Below are 21,048 nucleotides of genomic sequence, written 5' to 3'. Positions count from 1 at the left end.
CATTCGGGATGCTTTTCACACTGAAAAAGGTATTGGGCGGCATGATGCTGCCGCTTCCTCTGCTGTTATTGCTGATGGCGATCGGCATCATTCTGCTATGGCGCAGCCGTTTTCAAAAAACCGGCAAAGCGCTGGTCACCCTGAGCTGGCTGTTGCTGACGCTGTTAAGCCTGCAGCCGGTGGCCGACGGGTTGTTAAAACCTATCGAAAAAAGCTACCCGACCTGGCGTGGCGGCCAATCCGTTGAGTATGTCGTGGTGCTGGGCGGCGGCTATACCTGGAATCCGCAGTGGGCGCCGAGCTCCAATCTGATCAACAACAGCCTGCCGCGGCTGGCTGAGGGGATCCGGCTGTGGCGGGAAAACCCAGGCGCGAAAATGATCTTTACCGGCGCGGCGGCCAAAACCAACCCGGTTAGTACCGCCGAGGCGGGGGCGCGCGTCGCCGAAAGCCTCGGCGTACCGCGCAGCGCGATTATCGTCCTTGACCGACCAAAAGATACCGAACAGGAGGCGGCTGAAGTAAAAAAAGCCATCGGCGGCGCGCCATTCCTGCTGGTGACATCCGCCTCGCATCTGCCGCGAGCGATGATATTTTTCCGCCATGCCGGACTGAATCCATTACCGGCGCCAGCCAACCAGTTGGCGGTAGAATCGGCGCTTAACCCCTGGGAACGCGCGCTGCCGTCACCGTATTGGCTGATGCACAGCGAACGCGCGATTTACGAGACCCTGGGACGAAGCTGGCAGTGGCTGAAGGGAGCGTCAGGCGATCCAGGGCAGGATTGATTTCGCGGCAAGCGAGAAACGGGCGCGATCGAAGCGCCCGGTATTCACCAGATTTTCGACTTCATCCCATAACTGATATAGCCAACGCCGCCAGACGAAAGACTCCGCTACCGGCGCCCGCTGCAGGTAGCGCCATAGTAACTGCTCCCCTAATCCGCCGTCGGCGAGGCGGAACAGTTCGTACTCCCGCGGCGCCCACAGCATCATCCCCGGACCGACCATCGCCAACAGCTGATCGCTGCGCGCGTCTTTGAGCATACTTCGTAGCGTAAAGCAGCCATGGACCAGTACGCAGTTATCGTTGAAATCGCTAAACAACTGCGGCAGGCTCTCACGACTGCGGAATAAAATGCGCTTATCCTGCATCGTTAGCCCGGTGTCATAATAGAGGTTGAGCGTGCTCCACAGCATTTCTACCCGCTGGCGATACCAGTGCGGCCAGAGGTTTTCCTGAGTGCTATCGACCATCCCCACACAGCCGCCGCTATCATGCCGATGCCACGCCAGTAACCCCTCGACAATCTGATCCTGCAGCTGCTCCCAACGCTCGGGCGTGCGCGCTGGCGCTTCCACTGAAACGCCGCGTAACCGTTCAATGAGCAATACGTCAGGTCCCGGATGTTCTTCATGCGTCATGACGCCGTATACCACCGGCATACGAACGGTGCCGCTACGGGCAAGCAGCGAAATTTTCCACGCCAGCTGGCGCGCCACGCCGGGCGTGGTAAAGCTTTTCGCCAACAGCGGCATTGGGTTTCCCTGCGCATCATACAGCGACCATAGCGCTGACGAGGGTTTCTCGCTAACGCACTCCACGCGGCTTAGCTTCTCGCCAAGCAGGTGGCTCAGTTCGGCTCGCAACTGTTCCATCATAGATACCCTCATGAAGACTACTGTTTTCATAATGAGCGTCTGGGGGCGACTTGTCAGCGGATAAGATCAAAAATGGGCTAATTAGAGGCAGAAATATGTCCCCTTCAGCCGAAGGGGACGGCAAGGATTAACGCAGCTCGGCGCGGACGCGCTCCAGATCTTCCGGCGTATCAACGCCGGTGCCAGGAACCACTTCCGCCACCGCGACGTGGATTTTTTCGCCGTACCATAGTACGCGCAGCTGTTCGAGCATCTCAATTTGCTCCAGTGGGCTTGGCGCCCAGCTGACGTAGCGGCGAATAAAACCGGCGCGATAAGCGTAAATACCAATATGGCGCAGCAGGGAATCACCAATTTCTTCGCGCGATTTTGCAAAACGATCGCGATCCCAGGGAATAGTCGCTCGAGAAAAATAGAGCGCATAGCCGTCGGCATCCATGACCACTTTGACCGCATTCGGGTTAAATGCTTCTTCGGCATCGTGGATAGGCACCGCCAGCGTTGCCATCCCGCTGGTGCTGGCCGCAAGGTTTTCCGCCACCTGGCGCACGATCGCCGACGGGATCATCGGTTCATCACCCTGAATATTGACGATGATAGTGTCATCGCTGAAAGCACATTTTTCAACGACTTCCGCCAGACGTTCGGTGCCGGACTGATGATCGGCGCGGGTCATGCAAACCTCGCCGCCCGCGGCTTCAACCGCACGCGCGACATCTTCATGATCGGTGGCGACGATAATGCGATCCGCGCCGGATTCGCGGGCGCGTTCCAGTACATGGACGATCATCGGCTTACCGTTGATATCCTGCAGAGGTTTCCCCGGCAGGCGCGTGGAGGCAAATCGCGCGGGAATAATGACGACAAAACTCATGGCTGGCTCTCTTCTACCGCGAGCGAGCGCGCTTCGTTTTCAAGTAGTACCGGGATCCCGTCGCGCAGCGGGAAGGCCAGGCTGTCGGCTTTGCAGATAAGCTCTTGCTTATCCTGGCTGTAGTACAGCTTACCGTTACAAACCGGGCAGGCGATAATTTCGAGTAAACGGTGATCCATGATTCCTCCTGATGGACCGAATAGATTTGGCAGCAGCATATCACAGGATGGTAGCCCGCGTATCACGCGGCATCAACACCCCAACCTTGCCGCTGGTTAGCAAATAGCGCCGCGGGTAACTGGCGCAGCACAACCTCTTCTGCCCCTTGCCAGCGCGCAAAATCATTAATTGCTCGCTGGAGTCCGCTCTCCAGCCCGGCAGTCACTTTAACCCCCTCTTCCAGCCACAGCGAAAAGATCTCCAGCACGCCGCCCTTACGGTGCAACTTGCTGTCCATCCTGCCAACCAGTTTGCCCTGATGCAGCAACGGTAGTACAAAGTAGCCGTATTGCCGTTTCGGCGCTGGGGTATAACATTCCAGCCGATAGCTGAAGTTGAATAACTGCTCGGCGCGTTTACGGTCCCAGACTACCGGATCAAACGGCGAGAGCACGGCGCTGTGGCTGGCGGTTAACTTACCGCCAGATGCCGATTCCAGCACAGCTTGCAGATCGCGGTGCAGCCACATCTCACCCAGTTCCTCAACCATCACCGGCACCACCAGCCCCTCATCCTGCCAGCCCTTCAGCAGCGCCGGTAATGCAGGCTGGCGTAGACGATAATAATCGGCCAGCCACTGTGGACGAAAAACGCCCAGGCTGCGCGCGCTGTTACGTAGCATAATGGACTCGGCCTCCTGACGGGAGAGCGCATCGCGCCCATCATCCCAGTGCGGCATCGCCCGATGGGTTAAATCATAGACGCGATGAAAATTACGCCGCTCAACGACCATCAGTTTGCCGGCGGTGAACAACCCTTCCAGATGACGTTTATGTGGTTTCCACTCCCACCAGCCGCTGGCGCCTTTACGTGGATGGGAAAAATCCGCCGAGCGAACCGGGCCATTTTGCGCGATATGCGCCAGCAACTCTTCTATGCTCGCGGCATGCTCGAGCATCCACTCTTTATGGTATTTCCAGCCCATCTTGTCGGGATTCAACATCCGGTGGCGCACGAGGGCGAAATCGCTGCGTGGCAAAAAACAGGCTTCATGCGCCCAGTATTCCATCAGTTCGCCGCTACGCAAGGAATCATCCAGCCAGTGCTGCGGATAGCTACCAAGGCGGCTAAACAGCACCAGATAAGGGCTACGGGCGACCACGTTGATCGTATCGATTTGCAGCAGCGACATCTGCTGGATGGTGGAAAGGATGTCAGTCTGGCGAGCGCGACGTCGGGGCTTTTTCAGTAACCCCTGCGCCGCAAGATGAAGATGGCGAGCCTCTTTTAGCGACAGTTGCAATACCGACATGCAGGTTCTCCGTAGGGGATTCAAGCACAGCGGCGAGCAAAGCCAGCACGCAGGTTAACGTTGCGCCAGCGTCACTAAGTCCGCGAGCAACCGCTGTGCGCGATCATCGGTCATTATGGCGTCAACCGGCAGATACCACCAGTTAGCGGCGGCGAATTCACGGCATTTTACCGCGTCTTTCTCGGTCATCAACAACGTCTGCGACGGGGTTACCAATGCGGCGACAGCGCTTTGACTCAGCGCCTGATGATCCGCCAGCGCCACGGTTTTCACCGGCCGCACGCCGCAGTTTTCTAGCGTCGCGAAAAAGCGCGGCGGATGGCCAATGCCGGCCATCGCTACTACGTTATCGAGGGTCGCAACATCGCGACGCTCGCCGGTAAGCAGGTTCACCGCCATGCCGGGACGCAACTGCATCGGAATTTCACCCGGGCGGGCGACCCCGCCGTTGACGATAACGGCATCGACGCTTTGCAAACGGGATGCGCGCTCGCGCATCGGCCCGGCCGGCAGCCACCAGCCGTTGCCAAAGCGGCGTACACCGTCAATCACGACAATTTCTACATCCCGCGCCAGCTTATAGTGCTGCAGACCGTCATCGGTAACAATAATTTGCAAATCGTGTGCGGCCAATAACGCTTTTACCGCGTCGCTGCGTAGCGGAGAAACCGCTACCGGCGCGCCGGTACGCTGATGAATCAATACCGGTTCATCGCCCGCCTGCGCCGTACTGGTCGCGTCATCCAGAACCAACGGATAGCTGTCGGCTTTGCCGCCGTAACCGCGAGACACCACGCCGACGCGAATACCGCGCTGGTTCAGCTGTTCCACCAGCCACACCACCACCGGCGTTTTACCGTTGCCGCCGGCGGTCAGGTTACCGACCACGACTACAGGCACCGGCGCGCGCCAGGCTTTTTTCCACCCCAGCTTATAGCTGAGGCGAATGAAAGCGCTCACCAGGCCATACAGCCAGGAGAGCGGCAGCAATAGCCGCCATAGCGGCGATTCGCCGGACCAGATGCGCGCTATCATTGACCGAATTGCATCTTGTGTAGCTGCGCGTAAACGCCTTTATGTTCCAGCAGATCCAGATGGCTACCGCGTTCAACAATGCGGCCATCTTCTACCACCACGATTTCGTCAGCCTGTTCGATAGTTGACAGGCGGTGGGCGATAACCAGTGAAGTGCGGTTTTTCTGCAGTTCATCCAGTGCCGCCTGAATCGCACGTTCCGACTCGGTATCCAGCGCCGAGGTGGCTTCATCGAGGATCAGGATAGGGCTGTTGCGCAGCAGCGCACGCGCAATAGCGATACGCTGACGTTGACCGCCGGAGAGCATGACGCCATTCTCGCCGATAATCGTGTCCAGACCGTTATCCATCTTGTTGATAAAGTCCATCGCATAGGCCATACGCGCCGCTTCTTCAATTTGCTCACGGGTGTACTCTTCGGTACGCGCATAGGCGATGTTATTGGCGACGGTGTCATTGAACAGGTGCACGTTCTGCGAAACCAGCGCCACCTGGTCACGCAACGAGCTCAGTTTGTACTCGCGCAGATCGTGGCCATCCAGCAGAATTTGCCCCTCGTCAACATCGTAAAAACGGGTAATCAGGCTGGCGATGGTGGATTTACCTGAGCCGGAACGCCCTACCAGCGCAACGGTTTTTCCCTCCGGAATGCTCAGATTAATGTTACGCAGCGCGGCAACTTCGCGACCAGGATAGCTAAAGGTGACGTTGTGGAACTCCAGGTTACCTTTGGCGCGCTCAATCACGCGCGTGCCTTCATCTTTCTCCTGCTCGGAATCCAGAATGGAGAACAGCGTCTGACATGCCGCCATCCCACGCTGGAACTGCGCGTTGACGTTAGTCAGGGATTTCAGCGGACGCATTAGCGCGATCATCGAAGAAAAGACCACGGTGATGGTACCGGCGGTCAGGGTTTCCATGACGCTTGGGAAGCTCGCCGCATAAAGCACAAAGGCCAGAGCCAGAGAGGCAATCAGCTGAATGACCGGGTCGGAGATAGAGGACGCGGAGACCATTTTCATCCCCTGCAGGCGCATCTTATTACTGACCTTGTCAAAACGCTTGGTTTCGACTTCCTGACCGCCGAACATCAGCACTTCTTTATGCCCTTTGAGCATCTGTTCCGCGCTGGTGGTCACCTGCCCCATGGTGTTCTGCATATTCTTACTGATATTACGAAAACGCTTCGAAACCACCCGAATCGCCACTGAGACGATAGGCGCCAGCACGATAAGAATCAGCGACAATTGCCAGCTGTAATAGAACATCATGGCGAACAGACCGATAATTGAGGCCCCCTCTCGCACCACGGTGATCAACGCGCTGGAGGAAGATGACGCGACCTGCTCAGAATCATAGGTGATACGCGACAGCAATGTCCCGGTGGACTGTTTGTCGAAGAAGGCGACAGGCATACCCATCATATGGCCAAACAGGCGGCGACGCATCGTCATCACCACTTTGCCGGAAACCCAGGAGATGCAGTAGCTTGAGATATAACTGGTGATGCCGCGCAGCACCATTAAACCAATCACCACCAGCGGCATCCATAACAGTACTGAGCGATCCGTTTTACCAAAACCATCATCCAATAACGGTTTAAGAAGCGATAACATGAAGGTATCACTTGCCGCGTTAAGCACCAACGCCACGGCCGCTACGATTAGCCCGGCTTTAAACGGCGCTATCATCGGCCAAAGTCGGCGGAAGGTCTGCCACGTGGAGAGATCTTTATCGTTCTGCATTCAATAAACCAGCTTATGTTGAAATAGCCGCATATTCTACCCGTTCTACGCCTCTGCGCCAAACCACTGATGATACCAACGAGGGAAAAGTTGATCCCGTAAGCTCTGGATTTGCCAACCATCTGGAGAAAAAATAATCGTTATTTGCCCCGAGTGCGGCGTATCAAACCACAGATATCCCTGCTTACGATAACGCTCTTCGACTTTTTTGGAAGGCATCTTCCATGCATTGTAACGCGCTGCCGAGGCGATAGCCGCCTCTCCTCCTACCCGCTGCAGCAATGTCACGCCGGATGACGTATTACTGCCATGGTGCGGAACCTGAATAAGTGTAGACGTAAGATGTTGCCAGTAATGGCTTATCATTTGCTGTTCGGCAGGGATTTCGATATCACCGGTAAGCAAAACGCTACGCCTGCCGTCATCGACCCTAACCACGCAGGAACCATTGTTTCCCTTATGCTCGCCTGCAGGCAACGGCCAAAGCGCCTGAAATCGAAGCCCTCGCCAGCGCCAGGCTTCCCCTCTGCGGCAAGGGAGATGTCCACGCAGATTAAGCGAGCTACGAATAACGAGATTTGGCCACGCCTGAACAATCGCATTCAGGCCACCGCGATGATCAAGATGTTCGTGGCTCAAGATGACTCCTTCAGGATGGAGACCACGCCAGCGCAACCAGGGCACGATGAGTCGCTGGCCGCTATCGCCCCCCGGCCAGGCGGGGCCGGTATCGTACAGAATAGCTGCTCCCTGACGCTCGATAACCACCGCTAACCCTTGTCCGACATCCAACATCGTCACTCTCCACTCGCCTGGCGTCGCGGTGCGCCAGAAGGGCCAACTGAGTAGCGCCACGCCGCTCATACAGAGTAACGGCATCTGACGCCAGGCCTGAAAACGCCATGCCAGGAGCGCCAGCCACGGTAGTACACTGATCGCCAACCACCGTTCGTCAAGCGATAACCATCCGGCAGGCAAATGGCGTAAGAACCAGAATAATATTGCCAGCAGACGATCGGCGAGTTGCCATAACGCCATTTCAAGCAACACCGGGCCGCTTAGATGCAGTAGCATCGCCGCTAAAATCAGCGGGACTATCAGAAATGTCACCAGCGGAACGGCAACCAGGTTTGCTATCAATGAAGTCAGGCTAATCCCATGAAAAAGCCCTATCTGCAGCGGCGCCAGCAGTAACATCAGGCCGCATTGCAGGTGGCCCAGCGCCAACAGTTGCCGCCACGGTGAACGACAGCGGAGCCGGCGAAGCGGCGCAAGCTGATACCAGAAAATCAACGCAGCAACCGCAAACACCGATAACCACAGGCTTTCTGAAATCATCGCCAGCGGATCAGCCAACAGTATTGCCGCAATACAACAGCAAAAGATTTGCCACGGCGACCAACGCCTGGCCTGTAGCCTTAACAGACATCCTGCGCTTAAGGCCGCACAGGTACGCAGCGCCGGGGGTTGCATGCCGGTAAGCCAGGCGTAAAACAGCGCGCAGCCTAACCCGACAAGTAGCGGTATCCGCCAGCCTATCCAGCGGCACGGAAGAAAGAACTGTATTCCACGAACCAACAACCAGCCAAGCGACGCCCCCAGCGCAATATGCAGGCCGGAGATAGCCATTAAATGGGAGGTTCCCGTCTCCTGCATTAATCTTTTTATCTCATCCGCAACTGCCAGGCGCTCCCCCATTCCCAGCCCCAGCATCACCGTTTTCCATGGATACTCAGCGAGTGTGCGGTTTAACGAGGCCAGATAGCGAGCCCGGAAGCTGCAACGTGAATCAAGCGATGAGGCATTTAGAAAACGTCCGCTAAGCGGGCGATGCTGCGCAAGAGCGTAGCGCTGGCTATCGAAGCCGCCCTCATTTAACTGCCCATGTACCGGACGAGCGCGGATGGTCATCAGCCAGCGCTGCCCAACGCAGCCTGCTTCAGGTAGTTCGCTGCCGTAGAGGGTAATCCCAACCGCAGGATATAAACGCCGACCCTCAAGACGAATTATCTTACCTTGCCAGCTCGTCAGGCCATCACCGCCTACCAGCTCAATAATGGCCTGTCGGTTGCGACCGGGAATATGCTCAGTGGGCCACAGCGCTTGCCGGGCATGTAATATTCCCCATACGAAAAATAGCAACGTCAATGCGGCATACGTTGTGCAAGGTTTGCGCAGCGTTGCAATGATTAGCGCAGCGCCAATCAAGCACCAGACGCTTAGCATATTCGGTAGCGCCGGTAGCCAAAGCAGCGGCGAAATTCCGATTATGGCGCAGCCTGCCAGATGTGGTAATCGCATAACACCTCCCTGTTATCGGGGAGTGTCAGACAATTCGCCGCCGTGATCATGCATTAAAGAATGGCGTTGCGTCGCGCTATCCGGGAAATGTTGGCGCTTGCTATCAGGTAACAAAAGTTTTGCGAGCGGACGCGAAAAACAGACATAAAAAAAGCACCCTCAGGTGCTTTTTTATTAAGTAAGTCTTTGCCTGATGCGGAAAAACTTACTCTTCGTAAATATTGGCGCGGTCGCGTAGTTCTTTCCCGGGCTTAAAGTGAGGAACGTATTTACCTTCCAGTTCCACTTTATCGCCAGTCTTCGGGTTACGCCCGGTGCGAGGTGCTCGATAGTGCAGAGAGAAGCTGCCGAAACCGCGGATTTCAATGCGCTCACCTTGAGCAAGCGTTGAGGCCATATGCTCCAGCATTTCTTTAACAGCATCTTCCACCGCTTTCGCCGGGATATGAGATTGCTGGCTGGCAAGTCTTTCTATCAATTCTGACTTGGTCATTTTTCCTCCGGTTTCCTTCAAGGCAAAGTTAGCTTACAGCTTAAACAAGGGCGGCCGTAGCCGCCCTTTGTGCTTGATTACAGGACGAATCCTGCAATCTGTCAAGTAAACTCGTCATTATTCAGGCCGTTGTGGCCTGAATAACTAAGATTACTCGCCTTTAGCTGCTTTGAAAGCTTCAGCCATTGCGTTGTTAGAGAAGTTTGCATCTTCCTGTTTGTTAACAGTTGCGATTGCATCTTTCTCGTCAGCTTCGTCTTTCGCACGAACAGACAGGCTGATTGCGCGGTTTTTACGATCAACGCCGGTGAATTTAGCTTCAACTTCGTCGCCAACGCTCAGAACCAGAGTTGCATCTTCAACGCGGTCACGGGATGCTTCAGAAGCACGCAGGTAACCTTCAACGCCGTCAGCCAGTTCTACGGTTGCGCCTTTAGCGTCAACTGCAGTTACTTTACCGGTTACGATAGCGCCTTTCTTGTTCAGAGCAACGTAGTTGTTGAACGGATCTTCCGCCAGCTGTTTAACGCCCAGGGAGATACGCTCACGTTCTGCGTCAACCTGCAGTACAACTGCAGCGATTTCGTCGCCTTTTTTGTATTCACGAACTGCTTCTTCGCCTGCAACGTTCCAGGAGATGTCAGACAGGTGAACCAGGCCGTCGATGCCGCCGTCCAGGCCGATGAAGATACCGAAGTCAGTGATAGACTTGATTTTACCTTCAACACGGTCGCCCTTGTTGTGGGTTTCCGCGAACTGCTGCCATGGGTTAGATTTGCACTGCTTCAGACCCAGGGAGATACGACGACGTTCTTCGTCGATATCCAGAACCATAACTTCCACTACATCGCCAACGTTAACAACTTTGGACGGGTGGATGTTTTTGTTGGTCCAATCCATTTCGGAAACGTGAACCAGGCCTTCAACGCCTTCTTCGATTTCAACGAAGCAGCCGTAGTCGGTCAGGTTGGTCACGCGACCAGTCAGTTTGGTACCTTCCGGATAACGCTTAGCGATAGCTACCCACGGATCTTCGCCCAGCTGTTTCAGGCCCAGGGATACACGGGTACGCTCGCGGTCGAACTTCAGCACTTTAACAGTGATTTCGTCGCCAACGTTTACGATTTCGCTCGGATGCTTAACGCGTTTCCAGGCCATATCGGTGATGTGCAGCAGGCCGTCAACGCCGCCCAGATCAACGAATGCACCGTAGTCAGTGAGGTTCTTAACGATACCTTTGACTTCCATGCCTTCCTGCAGGTTTTCCAGCAGCTGATCGCGCTCTGCGCTGTTTTCGGATTCGATAACGGCACGACGAGAAACAACGACGTTGTTACGTTTCTGGTCCAGCTTGATGACTTTGAATTCAAGCTCTTTGCCTTCCAGGTGCAGCGTGTCGCGCACCGGACGAACGTCTACCAGGGAACCCGGCAGGAACGCACGAATACCATTCAGCTCAACAGTGAAGCCACCTTTAACTTTGCCGTTGATAACACCGACTACAGTTTCAGCGTCTTCGTAAGCTTTTTCCAGCGTGATCCAAGCTTCGTGACGTTTAGCTTTCTCACGGGACAGCAGGGTTTCACCGAAGCCGTCTTCTACTGCATCCAGAGCAACGTCAACTTCGTCACCAACCTGGATTTCCAGCTCGCCCTGGGCGTTTTTGAACTGCTCAGCCGGGATGGCGGACTCAGATTTCAGACCAGCGTCAACCAGTACGATATCTTTGTCGATAGCAACAACAACACCACGAACGATGGAACCCGGGCGGGTTTCGATTTCTTTTAAGGATTCTTCAAATAGTTGAGCAAAAGATTCAGTCATGTTTAATCTTCAGGTTTCATATTTAACGTCCACCTGGCTCCGTGCCGGATGGGGTTGTTTAACATACCCGCTAACACTCCGTTGCTGCGGGGGTACTGCTATAATTCGGAGGCTTGCGACGCTTTGCCGGTTAACGGTTAAGCGATAGCCAGTTTTTCGCGCGCATATTGTAGCGCTTTTTCAATTACTTGCTCAATGCTTAGTTCAGTGGAATCGAGAACTAATGCATCAGCGGCCGGGACAAGCGGCGCCACAGCACGATTACGATCGCGATCGTCACGCTCTTTTATCTCGGACAAAAGACGTTCAAAGTTAACACTAAAACCCTTCTCCTGCAACTGTAGCAGGCGGCGCTGGGCACGTTCTTCCGCCGACGCATCGAGGAAAATTTTAACCGGCGCATCCGGGAACACGACGGTGCCCATATCGCGGCCGTCGGCAATCAGGCCAGGCAGTTCGCGGAAGGCGCGTTGACGGCGCAGCAGCGCTTCACGAACACGTGGGAAAGCCGCGACCTTAGAGGCGGTATTGGCCACTTCCTGGGTACGGATCTCTGCGCTGACATCCTCGCCTTCCAGCACCACTTCCAGGTTGCCGTCAGTAGAAATAAAACGCACATCGAGATGAGCTGCCAGCGGAACCAGCGCCTCTTCTGACTCGACGTCTACGTGATGATGTAAGGCTGCCAGCGCAAGAACGCGGTAGATAGCCCCGGAATCCAGCAGATGCCAGCCAAGCGCTTCCGCCATTGCCTTGCACAACGTGCCCTTACCCGCACCGCCAGGTCCATCAATGGTGATTACCGGAACATTTGCCGTCATCTTTTTCTCCTTCAGCAAGGCGCATGAATATAAACGCCGCGCATTATACGCATCAATGCGCCAGAAAGTGAGCATTGCGTGCAAATTACGGAATAGAAGAAATTAAATGTAGAAGAATTGCGCAATTATAGCGGGCTGGCAGAATACCAGCCCGCAAGATGACAAAGCTTTACCTTAAAGGACAGAACAGACTTTACGCGAGGGTACTAATTCGCGCCAACTGCTCGAAATAATCCGGGAACGTTTTCGCCGTGCATTTCGGATCAAGGATAGTGACCGGTGTCGCCGATAAGGCCACCAGCGAGAAGCACATCGCCATGCGGTGATCGTTGTAAGTACCGATTTCAGCAAATTTCAGCGTCTCAGGCGGCGTAATACGAATATAATCTTCGCCCTCTTCTACTTCGGCGCCCACTTTACGCAGTTCAGTGGCCATCGCGAACAGGCGGTCGGTCTCTTTCACCCGCCAGTTGTAAATATTGCGCAGCACCGTGGTGCCTTTCGCGAATAGCGCCGCAGTGGCGATGGTCATTGCAGCATCCGGGATATGGTTCATATCCATATCGACAGCATTCAGCTCACCGTGAGTACAGGCGATGAAATCGTCGCCCCAGGTAATTGTCGCGCCCATTTTTTCCAGCACATCGGCAAAGCGAATGTCGCCCTGAACGCTATTGCGGCCAATCCCGGTCACTTTTACCGTACCGCCTTTAATCGCGCCGGCAGCAAGGAAATACGAGGCTGAAGAGGCATCACCTTCCACCAGATAGTCGCCCGGCGACTGATACTGTTGCTTGCCGCGTACGACAAAGCGCTGGTAGTTGTGGTTTTCAACGTCAACGCCAAAGGTTTTCATCAGGTGTAGCGTGATGTCGATGTAAGGTTTGGACACCAGGTCGCCTTTAATCGCGATCGTCGTGTCCTGCGGCGCCAGCGGCGCAGTCATCAGTAAAGCGGTAAGGAACTGGCTGGAGACGCTGCCATCAACTTCCACCTGGCCGCCGTTGAAACCGCCGCGCAGGCGCAGAGGCGGATAGTTTTCCTGCTCCAGATACTCAATTTGCGCGCCCCCCTGGCGTAACGCATCGACCAGGTGGCCTATCGGTCGCTCTTTCATTCGCGGTTCGCCGGTCAGCACAATATCGTTGTCGCCGAGGCACAACGCCGCCGCCAGTGGGCGCATCGCCGTACCAGCATTACCGAGAAACAACTCCAGCGCGCCGCTGGCCTGAAGCGGACCGCCGTTGCCGGTGACTTCACAGCGAGTACGATCGGCGGACAGGGTATAGTGAACTCCCAGGGCGTTAAGCGCATTAAGCATGTGGCGAACATCATCGCTGTCCAGCAAATTGGTCAGCACGGTGGTGCCGTGGGCTAATGCCGCCAGCAGCAAAGCGCGGTTAGAGACACTTTTTGACCCGGGTAGGTTTACGGTGCCATCAACGCGCGCAATGGGTTGTAACGTCAGGGATTCCATGAAACTCGACTCTCAAAAAAACAGAATAAAAACCCCGCAGACCGGCCGCGGGGATGAAAATAAGCGCTCAGCAATTAGCCGCGACGACGTTCAAAGTCCTGCATGAAGTCGGTAAGCGCCTTGACGCCGGCCAGCGGCATCGCATTGTATATAGAAGCACGCATACCGCCCACCACGCGGTGGCCCTTCAGCGCATGCAGACCAGCCGCAAAAGATTCTTCAAGGAACAGTTTGTCCAGCGCGCTATCCGCCAGTTGGAACGGCACGTTCATCCGCGAGCGGTTGGCCGCGGCAACATCGTTACGATAGAAATCGCTATTATCAATCACGCCATACAGCAATTCAGCCTTCTGCTGGTTGATTTTATCCATCGCAGCGACGCCGCCCTGCTCTTTCAGCCATTTAAATACCAGCCCCGCCAGATACCAGGCGAAGGTCGGCGGCGTGTTGAACATTGAATCATTGGCGTTCAGCACGGTGTAATCAAGGATCGATGGGCAGGCGACGCTGGCTTTACCCAGCAGATCTTCACGCACGATAACCAGCGTTAACCCTGCCGGGCCGATATTCTTCTGCGCGCCAGCGTAAATCACGCCATAGCGGCTGACGTCAATTTCATGCGACAAAATACTGGAGGAGTAATCCGCGGTAACGACCACATCATCGCCAAAGTTTGGCGTTTCGTGGATAGCGATACCATCAATGGTTTCATTTGGACAGAAGTGCAGGTAAGCCGCGCCCGGCGTCAACTGCCATTCGCTCATCGGTTTAACGGCTCGCAGGCCGTCAACGGTGGTTTTCGCATCAATAACGTTTGGCGTGCAGTATTTTTGCGCTTCTTTCACCGCACTTGCCGCCCAGTAGCCAGCATCCACATAATCTGCTGTCGTTTTGTCACCCAGCAGATTTAACGGGATCCCGGCAAACTGGCCGCGACCGCCGCCATGACAGAACAACACTTTATAGTTGGAAGGGATATTAAGCAGATCGCGGAAATCCTGTTCTGCCGTTTCAGCCACCTGGATAAACTCTTTACCACGGTGGCTGATTTCCATTACCGACGTCCCCAGACCATGCCAGTCGCACAGTTCCTGTTGCGCCAGTTTGAGAACTTCTGCCGGCAGCATTGCCGGGCCCGAACTAAAGTTATAGACCTGAGCCATTTCCCCTCACCACGTTGCTATATTGTCTGCACGCGAACCGTCGCGGGCATAAGTTATTCCTGTGGCTATCGGTTTTATCATTCAGTGACACACACCGCAACGAGTAAAACTAAGCGGCCCATAAATGAGGCCATCGTCACACAAAAGAATCAACCAGCTTGACGTCATTAAACCGACATAATTGCTGCAAGAGAATCGCTTTTTAGCCTGTGTTCCGTCACCCATTCCGGATTTTGACCCACGGCATAAATAGTTATCCACTACATTCACAGGTAACGATCTCGCCATAGCGCAATCCGTCAACTCATTTAATACTTGAATATTATCTTAATTCTTCATGAATTATGTTTCCGCGAGAGCATCGCCATTTACCGCTGCATTTCCAGATCATTAAAATTTTTAAGCCAGCCGATGAAGACTGGTATTAATCACTTTTAAAGGAATAGTTATGCGTGAATTAACCTATAACGAAATGTCTGATGTGAGCGGCGGTTTTGGCCTGTTATCCATTCCGGCAGCAATTGGTTTGCTGGTCAGTATCCCGACAATTGTCATCGGCGCGATTACCGGGCCCTTTACGCTGGGGGCAGGCTTCGCAGTGATGGCGGCAGGCATCGTCGGTACCAGTCTTGCTGGCGCCGCTATGATCGTTAGCATTTGTACGCCAATCCTGTAACTTGCTATGGCATGTGGAGTTTCTCCGCATGCCATTTATCGCTCTTCTCTTTTTATCCCTTAGCGCGGCTAACGACATAGCCACTTACCGGTAAAACCCGTATCATTGCCCATCCTGCCAACAATAAACGAATTGCTATGACCCAGACATTTATCCCCGGCAAAGATGCCGCCCTGGAAGATTCCATCGCTCGCTTCCAGCAGAAACTGCTCGACCTCGGATTTGATATCGAAGAGGCCTCGTGGCTGAACCCGGTACCACACGTGTGGTCCGTTCACATTCGCGATAAAGAGTGCGCGCTGTGCTTTACCAATGGTAAAGGCGCGACGAAAAAGGCGGCGCTGGCTTCCGCGCTGGGCGAATATTTCGAACGTCTGTCCACCAACTACTTCTTCGCGGACTTCTGGTTAGGCGAAACCATCGCCAACGGTCCATTTGTTCATTATCCGAACGAAAAGTGGTTCCCGTTGACCGAAGATGATGAAGTACCGGAAGGCCTGCTGGATGCCCGCCTGCGCGCCTTTTACGATCCGGACGATCAGCTGACCGCCAGCATGCTCGTGGATTTGCAATCCGGTAATGACGAGCGCGGCGTTTGCGGCCTGCCGTTTACCCGTCAATCCGACGGCGAAACTGTTTATATTCCGATGAATATCGTCGGCAACTTGTACGTTTCTAACGGCATGTCAGCGGGTAATACCCCGAATGAAGCGCGCGTGCAGGGCTTGTCTGAAGTCTTTGAGCGTCATATCAAAAACCGTATCATCGCAGAGAGCATCAGCCTGCCGGAGATCCCGGCGGAAGTGATGGCGCGCTATCCGGGCGTCGTTGAATCTATCGCTAAACTTGAAGCTGAAGGTTTCCCGATCTTCGCTTACGATGGCTCATTGGGCGGCAAATACCCGGTTATTTGCGTGGTTCTGTTTAACCCGGCTAACGGCACCTGCTTCGCCTCTTTCGGCGCCCATCCGGATTTCGGCGTGGCGCTGGAGCGTACCGTCACCGAACTGCTACAGGGCCGCAGCCTGAAAGACCTCGACGTCTTTACCCCGCCGACCTTTGATGACGAAGAAGTCGCCGAGCACGCCAACCTGGAAACTCACTTCATTGATTCCAGCGGCCTGATCTCCTGGGATATGTTCAAACAGGATGCCGACTATCCGTTTGTAGACTGGAATTTCTCCGGCACGACTGAAGAAGAGTTCGCCACCCTGATGGCTATCTTCAAAGCAGAAGATAAAGAAGTCTATATCGCCGACTACGAACATCTGAGCGTCTATGCCTGCCGAATCATCGTTCCAGGGATGTCCGATATTTATCCGGCGGAAGACCTGTGGCTTGCAAACAACAGCATGGGCGCGCATCTGCGCGACACTATTCTCTCCCTGCCGGGTAGCGAGTGGGAAAAAGAAGATTATCTGGCGCTTATTGAGCAAATGGACGACGAAGGTCTTGATGACTTCACGCGTGTACGCGAGCTGTTAGGACTGGCAACCGGCAAAGACAACGGCTGGTATACCCTGCGCATCGGCGAGCTAAAAGCGATGCTGGCGTTGGCCGGCGGCGACCTAGATCAGGCGTTGATTTGGACGGAGTGGACCATGGAATTCAATGCCTCCATCTTCAGCCCTGAGCGCGCCAACTATTATCGTTGCCTGCAAACGTTGCTGCTGCTTAGCCAGGAAGAAGAACGCCAGCCGTTACAGTATCTGAATGCCTTCATCCGTATGTATGGCGCGGATGCAGTAGAAGCCGCGAGCGCCGCTCTGAGCGGCGAAGCGCCGTTCTATGGCCTGCAGGCGGTCGATAGCGATCTACACGCTTTCCCGGCGCATCAATCTTTACTGAAGGCCTACGAAAAGCTACAACGTGCAAAAGCGGCCTTCTGGGCCAAATAACCCTTTATAGGTAAAAAATAACGTACGGAGCCGACAGCGGCTCCGTTTTCTTATGATTTTAGCCAAAACCATGCCATTTTGTAGCCCATGAGTTAACTTTAAGTAAAAAACAATATTTGGTGATATTTAGATTGTTAATTTTAATAAAAATACTCCATTCTAATTAACCGTAATCAATGGTCACTCATGGAAATCTTCAACATTATTTATAAATATTAAAATTTAGTTTTTTATTAAAAATCAAAAAGATAAAGCAATAACAGGCTAATTCCACACGCAAAATGGGCCTATGACTCCGGTAGGATATGATCTACATCAAATTCCCTTCTATAATGCTTTGTTAGTATCACACCGCCAACTTATATAAAGAGAGAGTTAGTGTGAAAGCTGACAACCCTTTTGATCTTTTACTCCCTGCCGCGATGGCGAAAGTCGCCGAAGAAGCAGGTGTCTATAAAGCGACGAAACATCCGCTGAAGACGTTTTATCTGGCGATTACCGCCGGTGTCTTCATCTCCATCGCTTTTGTGTTTTATATCACGGCGACCACCGGTACTGCCGCAATGCCATTCGGGATTGCCAAACTTATCGGCGGGGTATGCTTCTCACTAGGTCTGATTCTTTGCGTTATCTGCGGTGCTGACCTCTTCACCTCTACCGTACTGATCGTCGTGGCGAAAGCCAGCGGGCGTATTACCTGGGGTCAGCTGGCAAAAAACTGGCTTAACGTCTATGTTGGAAACCTCATCGGCGCACTGCTATTCGTATTATTAATGTGGTTATCCGGCGAGTATATGACGGCCAACGGCGGCTGGGGCTTAAATGTTCTGCAAACTGCAGACCACAAAATGCACCATACGTTTATTGAAGCCGTCTGCCTGGGTATCCTGGCGAACCTGATGGTTTGTCTGGCTGTCTGGATGAGTTACTCCGGCCGCAGCCTGATGGACAAAGCGATGATCATGGTGTTGCCGGTTGCGATGTTTGTCGCCAGCGGCTTTGAACACAGCATCGCTAATATGTTTATGATCCCGATGGGTATCGTAATTCGCAACTTTGCAAGCCCGGAATTCTGGACCGCTATCGGTTCAACTCCGGAGAGTTTTTCTCACTTAACCGTTATGAACTTCATCACTGATAACCTGATTCCAGTCACTATCGGAAACATCATCGGCGGTGGTTTGTTGGTTGGGTTGACATACTGGGTCATTTACCTGCGTGGCGACGATCATCATTAATGGTTGTCTCAGGCAGTAAATAAAAAATCCACTTAAGAAGGTAGGTGTTACATGTCCGAGCTTAATGAAAAGTTAGCCACAGCCTGGGAAGGTTTTGCGAAAGGTGACTGGCAGAACGAAGTCAACGTACGTGACTTTATCCAGAAAAACTACACCCCATATGAAGGTGACGAATCCTTCCTGGCTGGCGCAACTGATGCGACCACCAAGCTGTGGGACAGCGTAATGGAAGGCGTTAAACAGGAAAACCGCACTCACGCGCCTGTTGATTTCGACACTTCCCTCGCATCCACCATCACTTCTCACGACGCGGGCTACATCGAGAAAGCGCTCGAGAAAATCGTTGGTCTGCAAACCGAAGCTCCGCTGAAACGTGCGATTATCCCGTTCGGCGGTATCAAAATGGTTGAAGGTTCCTGCAAAGCGTACAATCGCGAACTGGACCCGATGCTGAAAAAAATCTTCACCGAGTACCGTAAAACTCACAACCAGGGCGTTTTCGACGTATATACCCCGGACATCCTGCGCTGCCGTAAATCCGGCGTGCTGACCGGTCTGCCGGATGCCTACGGCCGTGGTCGTATCATCGGTGACTATCGTCGCGTTGCGCTGTACGGTATCGACTTCCTGATGAAGGACAAATTCGCCCAGTTCAACTCGCTGCAGGCGAAACTGGAAAGCGGCGAAGATCTGGAAGCAACCATCCGTCTGCGTGAAGAAATTGCTGAACAGCATCGCGCGCTGGGTCAGATCAAAGAGATGGCGGCTAAATATGGCTACGACATCTCCGGTCCGGCGACTACCGCTCAGGAAGCTATTCAGTGGACCTACTTCGGTTACCTGGCCGCCGTTAAATCTCAGAACGGCGCGGCAATGTCCTTCGGTCGTACTTCCAGCTTCCTGGATATCTACATCGAACGTGACCTGCAGGCGGGTAAAATCACCGAGCAAGACGCGCAGGAAATGGTTGACCACCTGGTCATGAAACTGCGTATGGTTCGCTTCCTGCGTACCCCGGAATATGATGAACTGTTCTCCGGCGACCCGATTTGGGCAACGGAATCTATCGGTGGTATGGGCGTTGACGGCCGTACTCTGGTAACCAAAAACAGCTTCCGCTTCCTGAACACCCTGTACACCATGGGGCCGTCTCCGGAGCCGAACATCACTATCCTGTGGTCTGAAAAACTGCCGCTGAGCTTTAAGAAATTCGCCGCTAAAGTATCCATCGATACCTCTTCTCTGCAGTACGAGAACGATGACCTGATGCGCCCGGACTTCAACAACGACGATTACGCTATCGCATGCTGCGTAAGCCCGATGATTGTTGGTAAACAAATGCAGTTCTTCGGCGCTCGCGCTAACCTCGCGAAAACCATGCTGTATGCTATCAACGGCGGCGTTGATGAAAAACTGAAAATGCAGGTTGGTCCGAAATCTGAACCGATCAAAGGCGACGTCCTGAACTTCGACGAAGTTATGGAGCGCATGGATCACTTCATGGACTGGCTGGCTAAACAGTACGTCACCGCGCTGAACATCATTCATTACATGCACGACAAGTACAGCTACGAAGCCTCTCTGATGGCGCTGCACGACCGTGACGTTATCCGCACCATGGCGTGTGGTATCGCAGGTCTGTCCGTTGCTGCTGACTCCCTGTCTGCTATCAAATATGCGAAAGTTAAACCGATTCGTGACGAAGACGGTCTGGCTGTTGACTTCGAAATCGAAGGCGAATACCCGCAGTTTGGTAACAACGATGCTCGCGTCGATGACATGGCCGTTGACCTGGTTGAACGTTTCATGAAGAAAATTCAGAAACTGCACACCTACCGCAACGCTATCCCGACTCAGTCCGTTCTGACCATCACCTCTAACGTTGTGTATGGTAAGAAAACCGGTAACACCCCAGATGGTCGTCGCGCTGGCGCGCCGTTCGGACCAGGTGCTAACCCGATGCACGGCCGTGACCAGAAAGGCGCTGTAGCCTCTCTGACTTCCGTTGCTAAACTGCCGTTTGCTTACGCTAAAGATGGTATCTCTTACACCTTCTCTATCGTGCCGAACGCGCTGGGTAAAGATGACGAAGTTCGTAAGACCAACCTGGCGGGCCTGATGGATGGTTACTTCCACCACGAAGCGTCCATCGAAGGTGGTCAGCACCTGAACGTGAACGTCATGAACCGCGAAATGCTGCTCGACGCGATGGAAAACCCGGAAAAATATCCGCAGCTGACCATCCGTGTATCTGGCTACGCAGTACGTTTTAACTCCCTGACTAAAGAACAGCAGCAGGATGTTATTACCCGTACCTTCACTCAGACCATGTAATTCCCTGTCTGACTGAAAAAGCGTACAATAAAGGCCC

The 21,048-nt window shown here is 53.9% G+C and carries 17 protein-coding genes; 5 read left to right on the top strand and 12 right to left on the bottom strand.

The window, feature by feature from the left end:
• Positions 1–8 precede the first annotated feature (8 nt).
• On the top strand, positions 9–788 hold the full coding sequence (elyC, locus tag ABLV07_RS07685; RefSeq protein ID WP_015704890.1) for an envelope biogenesis factor ElyC: 780 nt from the start codon (positions 9–11) through the stop codon (positions 786–788).
• Here elyC and ABLV07_RS07680 read toward each other — a convergent pair.
• From ABLV07_RS07680 to serC, 12 genes are all read right to left on the bottom strand, one after another.
• Positions 765–1,658 carry a YcbJ family phosphotransferase gene (locus ABLV07_RS07680; protein WP_032712602.1) on the bottom strand — a complete coding sequence of 298 codons (894 nt, stop codon included), beginning with the start codon at positions 1,656–1,658 and terminating at the stop codon, positions 765–767. The two genes, elyC and ABLV07_RS07680, sit on opposite strands and share 24 nt — an antisense overlap.
• Positions 1,659–1,788: 130 nt before the next feature.
• Positions 1,789–2,535 carry a 3-deoxy-manno-octulosonate cytidylyltransferase gene (kdsB, locus tag ABLV07_RS07675; RefSeq protein ID WP_015367464.1) on the bottom strand — a complete coding sequence of 249 codons (747 nt, stop codon included), beginning with the start codon at positions 2,533–2,535 and terminating at the stop codon, positions 1,789–1,791.
• Positions 2,532–2,714: a protein YcaR gene (gene ycaR, locus ABLV07_RS07670; RefSeq protein ID WP_015367465.1), complete on the bottom strand. Its 183-nt coding sequence runs from the start codon at positions 2,712–2,714 to the stop codon at positions 2,532–2,534. Before ycaR ends, kdsB begins: the two co-directional genes overlap by 4 nt.
• A 62-nt stretch (positions 2,715–2,776) precedes the next feature.
• Positions 2,777–4,006: a winged helix-turn-helix domain-containing protein gene (locus ABLV07_RS07665; protein ID WP_015704888.1), complete on the bottom strand. Its 1,230-nt coding sequence runs from the start codon at positions 4,004–4,006 to the stop codon at positions 2,777–2,779.
• 54 nt (positions 4,007–4,060) lie between these two features.
• Positions 4,061–5,041 carry a tetraacyldisaccharide 4'-kinase gene (lpxK, locus tag ABLV07_RS07660; RefSeq protein WP_032711294.1) on the bottom strand — a complete coding sequence of 327 codons (981 nt, stop codon included), beginning with the start codon at positions 5,039–5,041 and terminating at the stop codon, positions 4,061–4,063.
• Entirely contained in the window at positions 5,038–6,786 is a 1,749-nt protein-coding gene (msbA, locus tag ABLV07_RS07655; protein ID WP_348853461.1) for a lipid A ABC transporter ATP-binding protein/permease MsbA, read from the bottom strand. The genes lpxK and msbA overlap by 4 nt, the downstream gene beginning before the upstream one ends.
• Before the next feature lie 45 nt (positions 6,787–6,831).
• A complete protein-coding gene (locus ABLV07_RS07650; protein WP_042892914.1) occupies positions 6,832–9,087 on the bottom strand; it encodes a ComEC family protein in 2,256 nt (751 codons plus the stop codon).
• Positions 9,088–9,292: 205 nt separating this feature from the next.
• The gene (gene ihfB, locus ABLV07_RS07645) at positions 9,293–9,580 is read right to left on the bottom strand and encodes an integration host factor subunit beta (RefSeq protein WP_004100704.1); all 288 of its coding nucleotides are present in this window, start codon (positions 9,578–9,580) and stop codon (positions 9,293–9,295) included.
• Positions 9,581–9,730: 150 nt separating this feature from the next.
• Entirely contained in the window at positions 9,731–11,404 is a 1,674-nt protein-coding gene (gene rpsA, locus ABLV07_RS07640) for a 30S ribosomal protein S1 (protein ID WP_015367470.1), read from the bottom strand.
• Between the two features lie 137 nt (positions 11,405–11,541).
• Complete coding sequence (gene cmk / locus ABLV07_RS07635; protein ID WP_015367471.1) at positions 11,542–12,225, bottom strand: (d)CMP kinase; 684 nt, start codon at positions 12,223–12,225, stop codon at positions 11,542–11,544.
• A gap of 193 nt (positions 12,226–12,418) precedes the next feature.
• Positions 12,419–13,702 (bottom strand): 3-phosphoshikimate 1-carboxyvinyltransferase, encoded by a 1,284-nt coding sequence (aroA, locus tag ABLV07_RS07630; protein ID WP_045412207.1) that lies wholly within the window; start codon positions 13,700–13,702, stop codon positions 12,419–12,421.
• A gap of 74 nt (positions 13,703–13,776) precedes the next feature.
• Positions 13,777–14,865: a 3-phosphoserine/phosphohydroxythreonine transaminase gene (serC, locus tag ABLV07_RS07625; protein ID WP_020079259.1), complete on the bottom strand. Its 1,089-nt coding sequence runs from the start codon at positions 14,863–14,865 to the stop codon at positions 13,777–13,779.
• A gap of 448 nt (positions 14,866–15,313) precedes the next feature.
• On the opposite strand from serC, the gene ABLV07_RS07620 reads away from it, so the two are divergent.
• The 4 genes from ABLV07_RS07620 (at position 15,314) to pflB (ending at position 21,011) form a co-directional block, all read left to right on the top strand.
• Positions 15,314–15,541, top strand: coding sequence for a hypothetical protein (locus ABLV07_RS07620; protein ID WP_015367475.1), 228 nt, complete (start codon positions 15,314–15,316; stop codon positions 15,539–15,541).
• 137 nt (positions 15,542–15,678) lie between these two features.
• On the top strand, positions 15,679–17,439 hold the full coding sequence (gene ycaO / locus ABLV07_RS07615) for a 30S ribosomal protein S12 methylthiotransferase accessory factor YcaO (RefSeq protein WP_015367476.1): 1,761 nt from the start codon (positions 15,679–15,681) through the stop codon (positions 17,437–17,439).
• A 380-nt stretch (positions 17,440–17,819) separates the two neighbouring features.
• Positions 17,820–18,677, top strand: coding sequence for a formate transporter FocA (gene focA, locus ABLV07_RS07610; protein WP_015367477.1), 858 nt, complete (start codon positions 17,820–17,822; stop codon positions 18,675–18,677).
• Between the two features lie 51 nt (positions 18,678–18,728).
• Positions 18,729–21,011 (top strand): formate C-acetyltransferase, encoded by a 2,283-nt coding sequence (pflB, locus tag ABLV07_RS07605; protein WP_015367478.1) that lies wholly within the window; start codon positions 18,729–18,731, stop codon positions 21,009–21,011.
• Positions 21,012–21,048 lie beyond the last annotated feature (37 nt).

Source organism: Klebsiella sp. CN_Kp097, assembly GCF_040064495.1.
GTDB lineage: Bacteria > Pseudomonadota > Gammaproteobacteria > Enterobacterales > Enterobacteriaceae > Klebsiella > Klebsiella aerogenes.
This window is presented reverse-complemented; position numbering and strand designations above follow the sequence as displayed.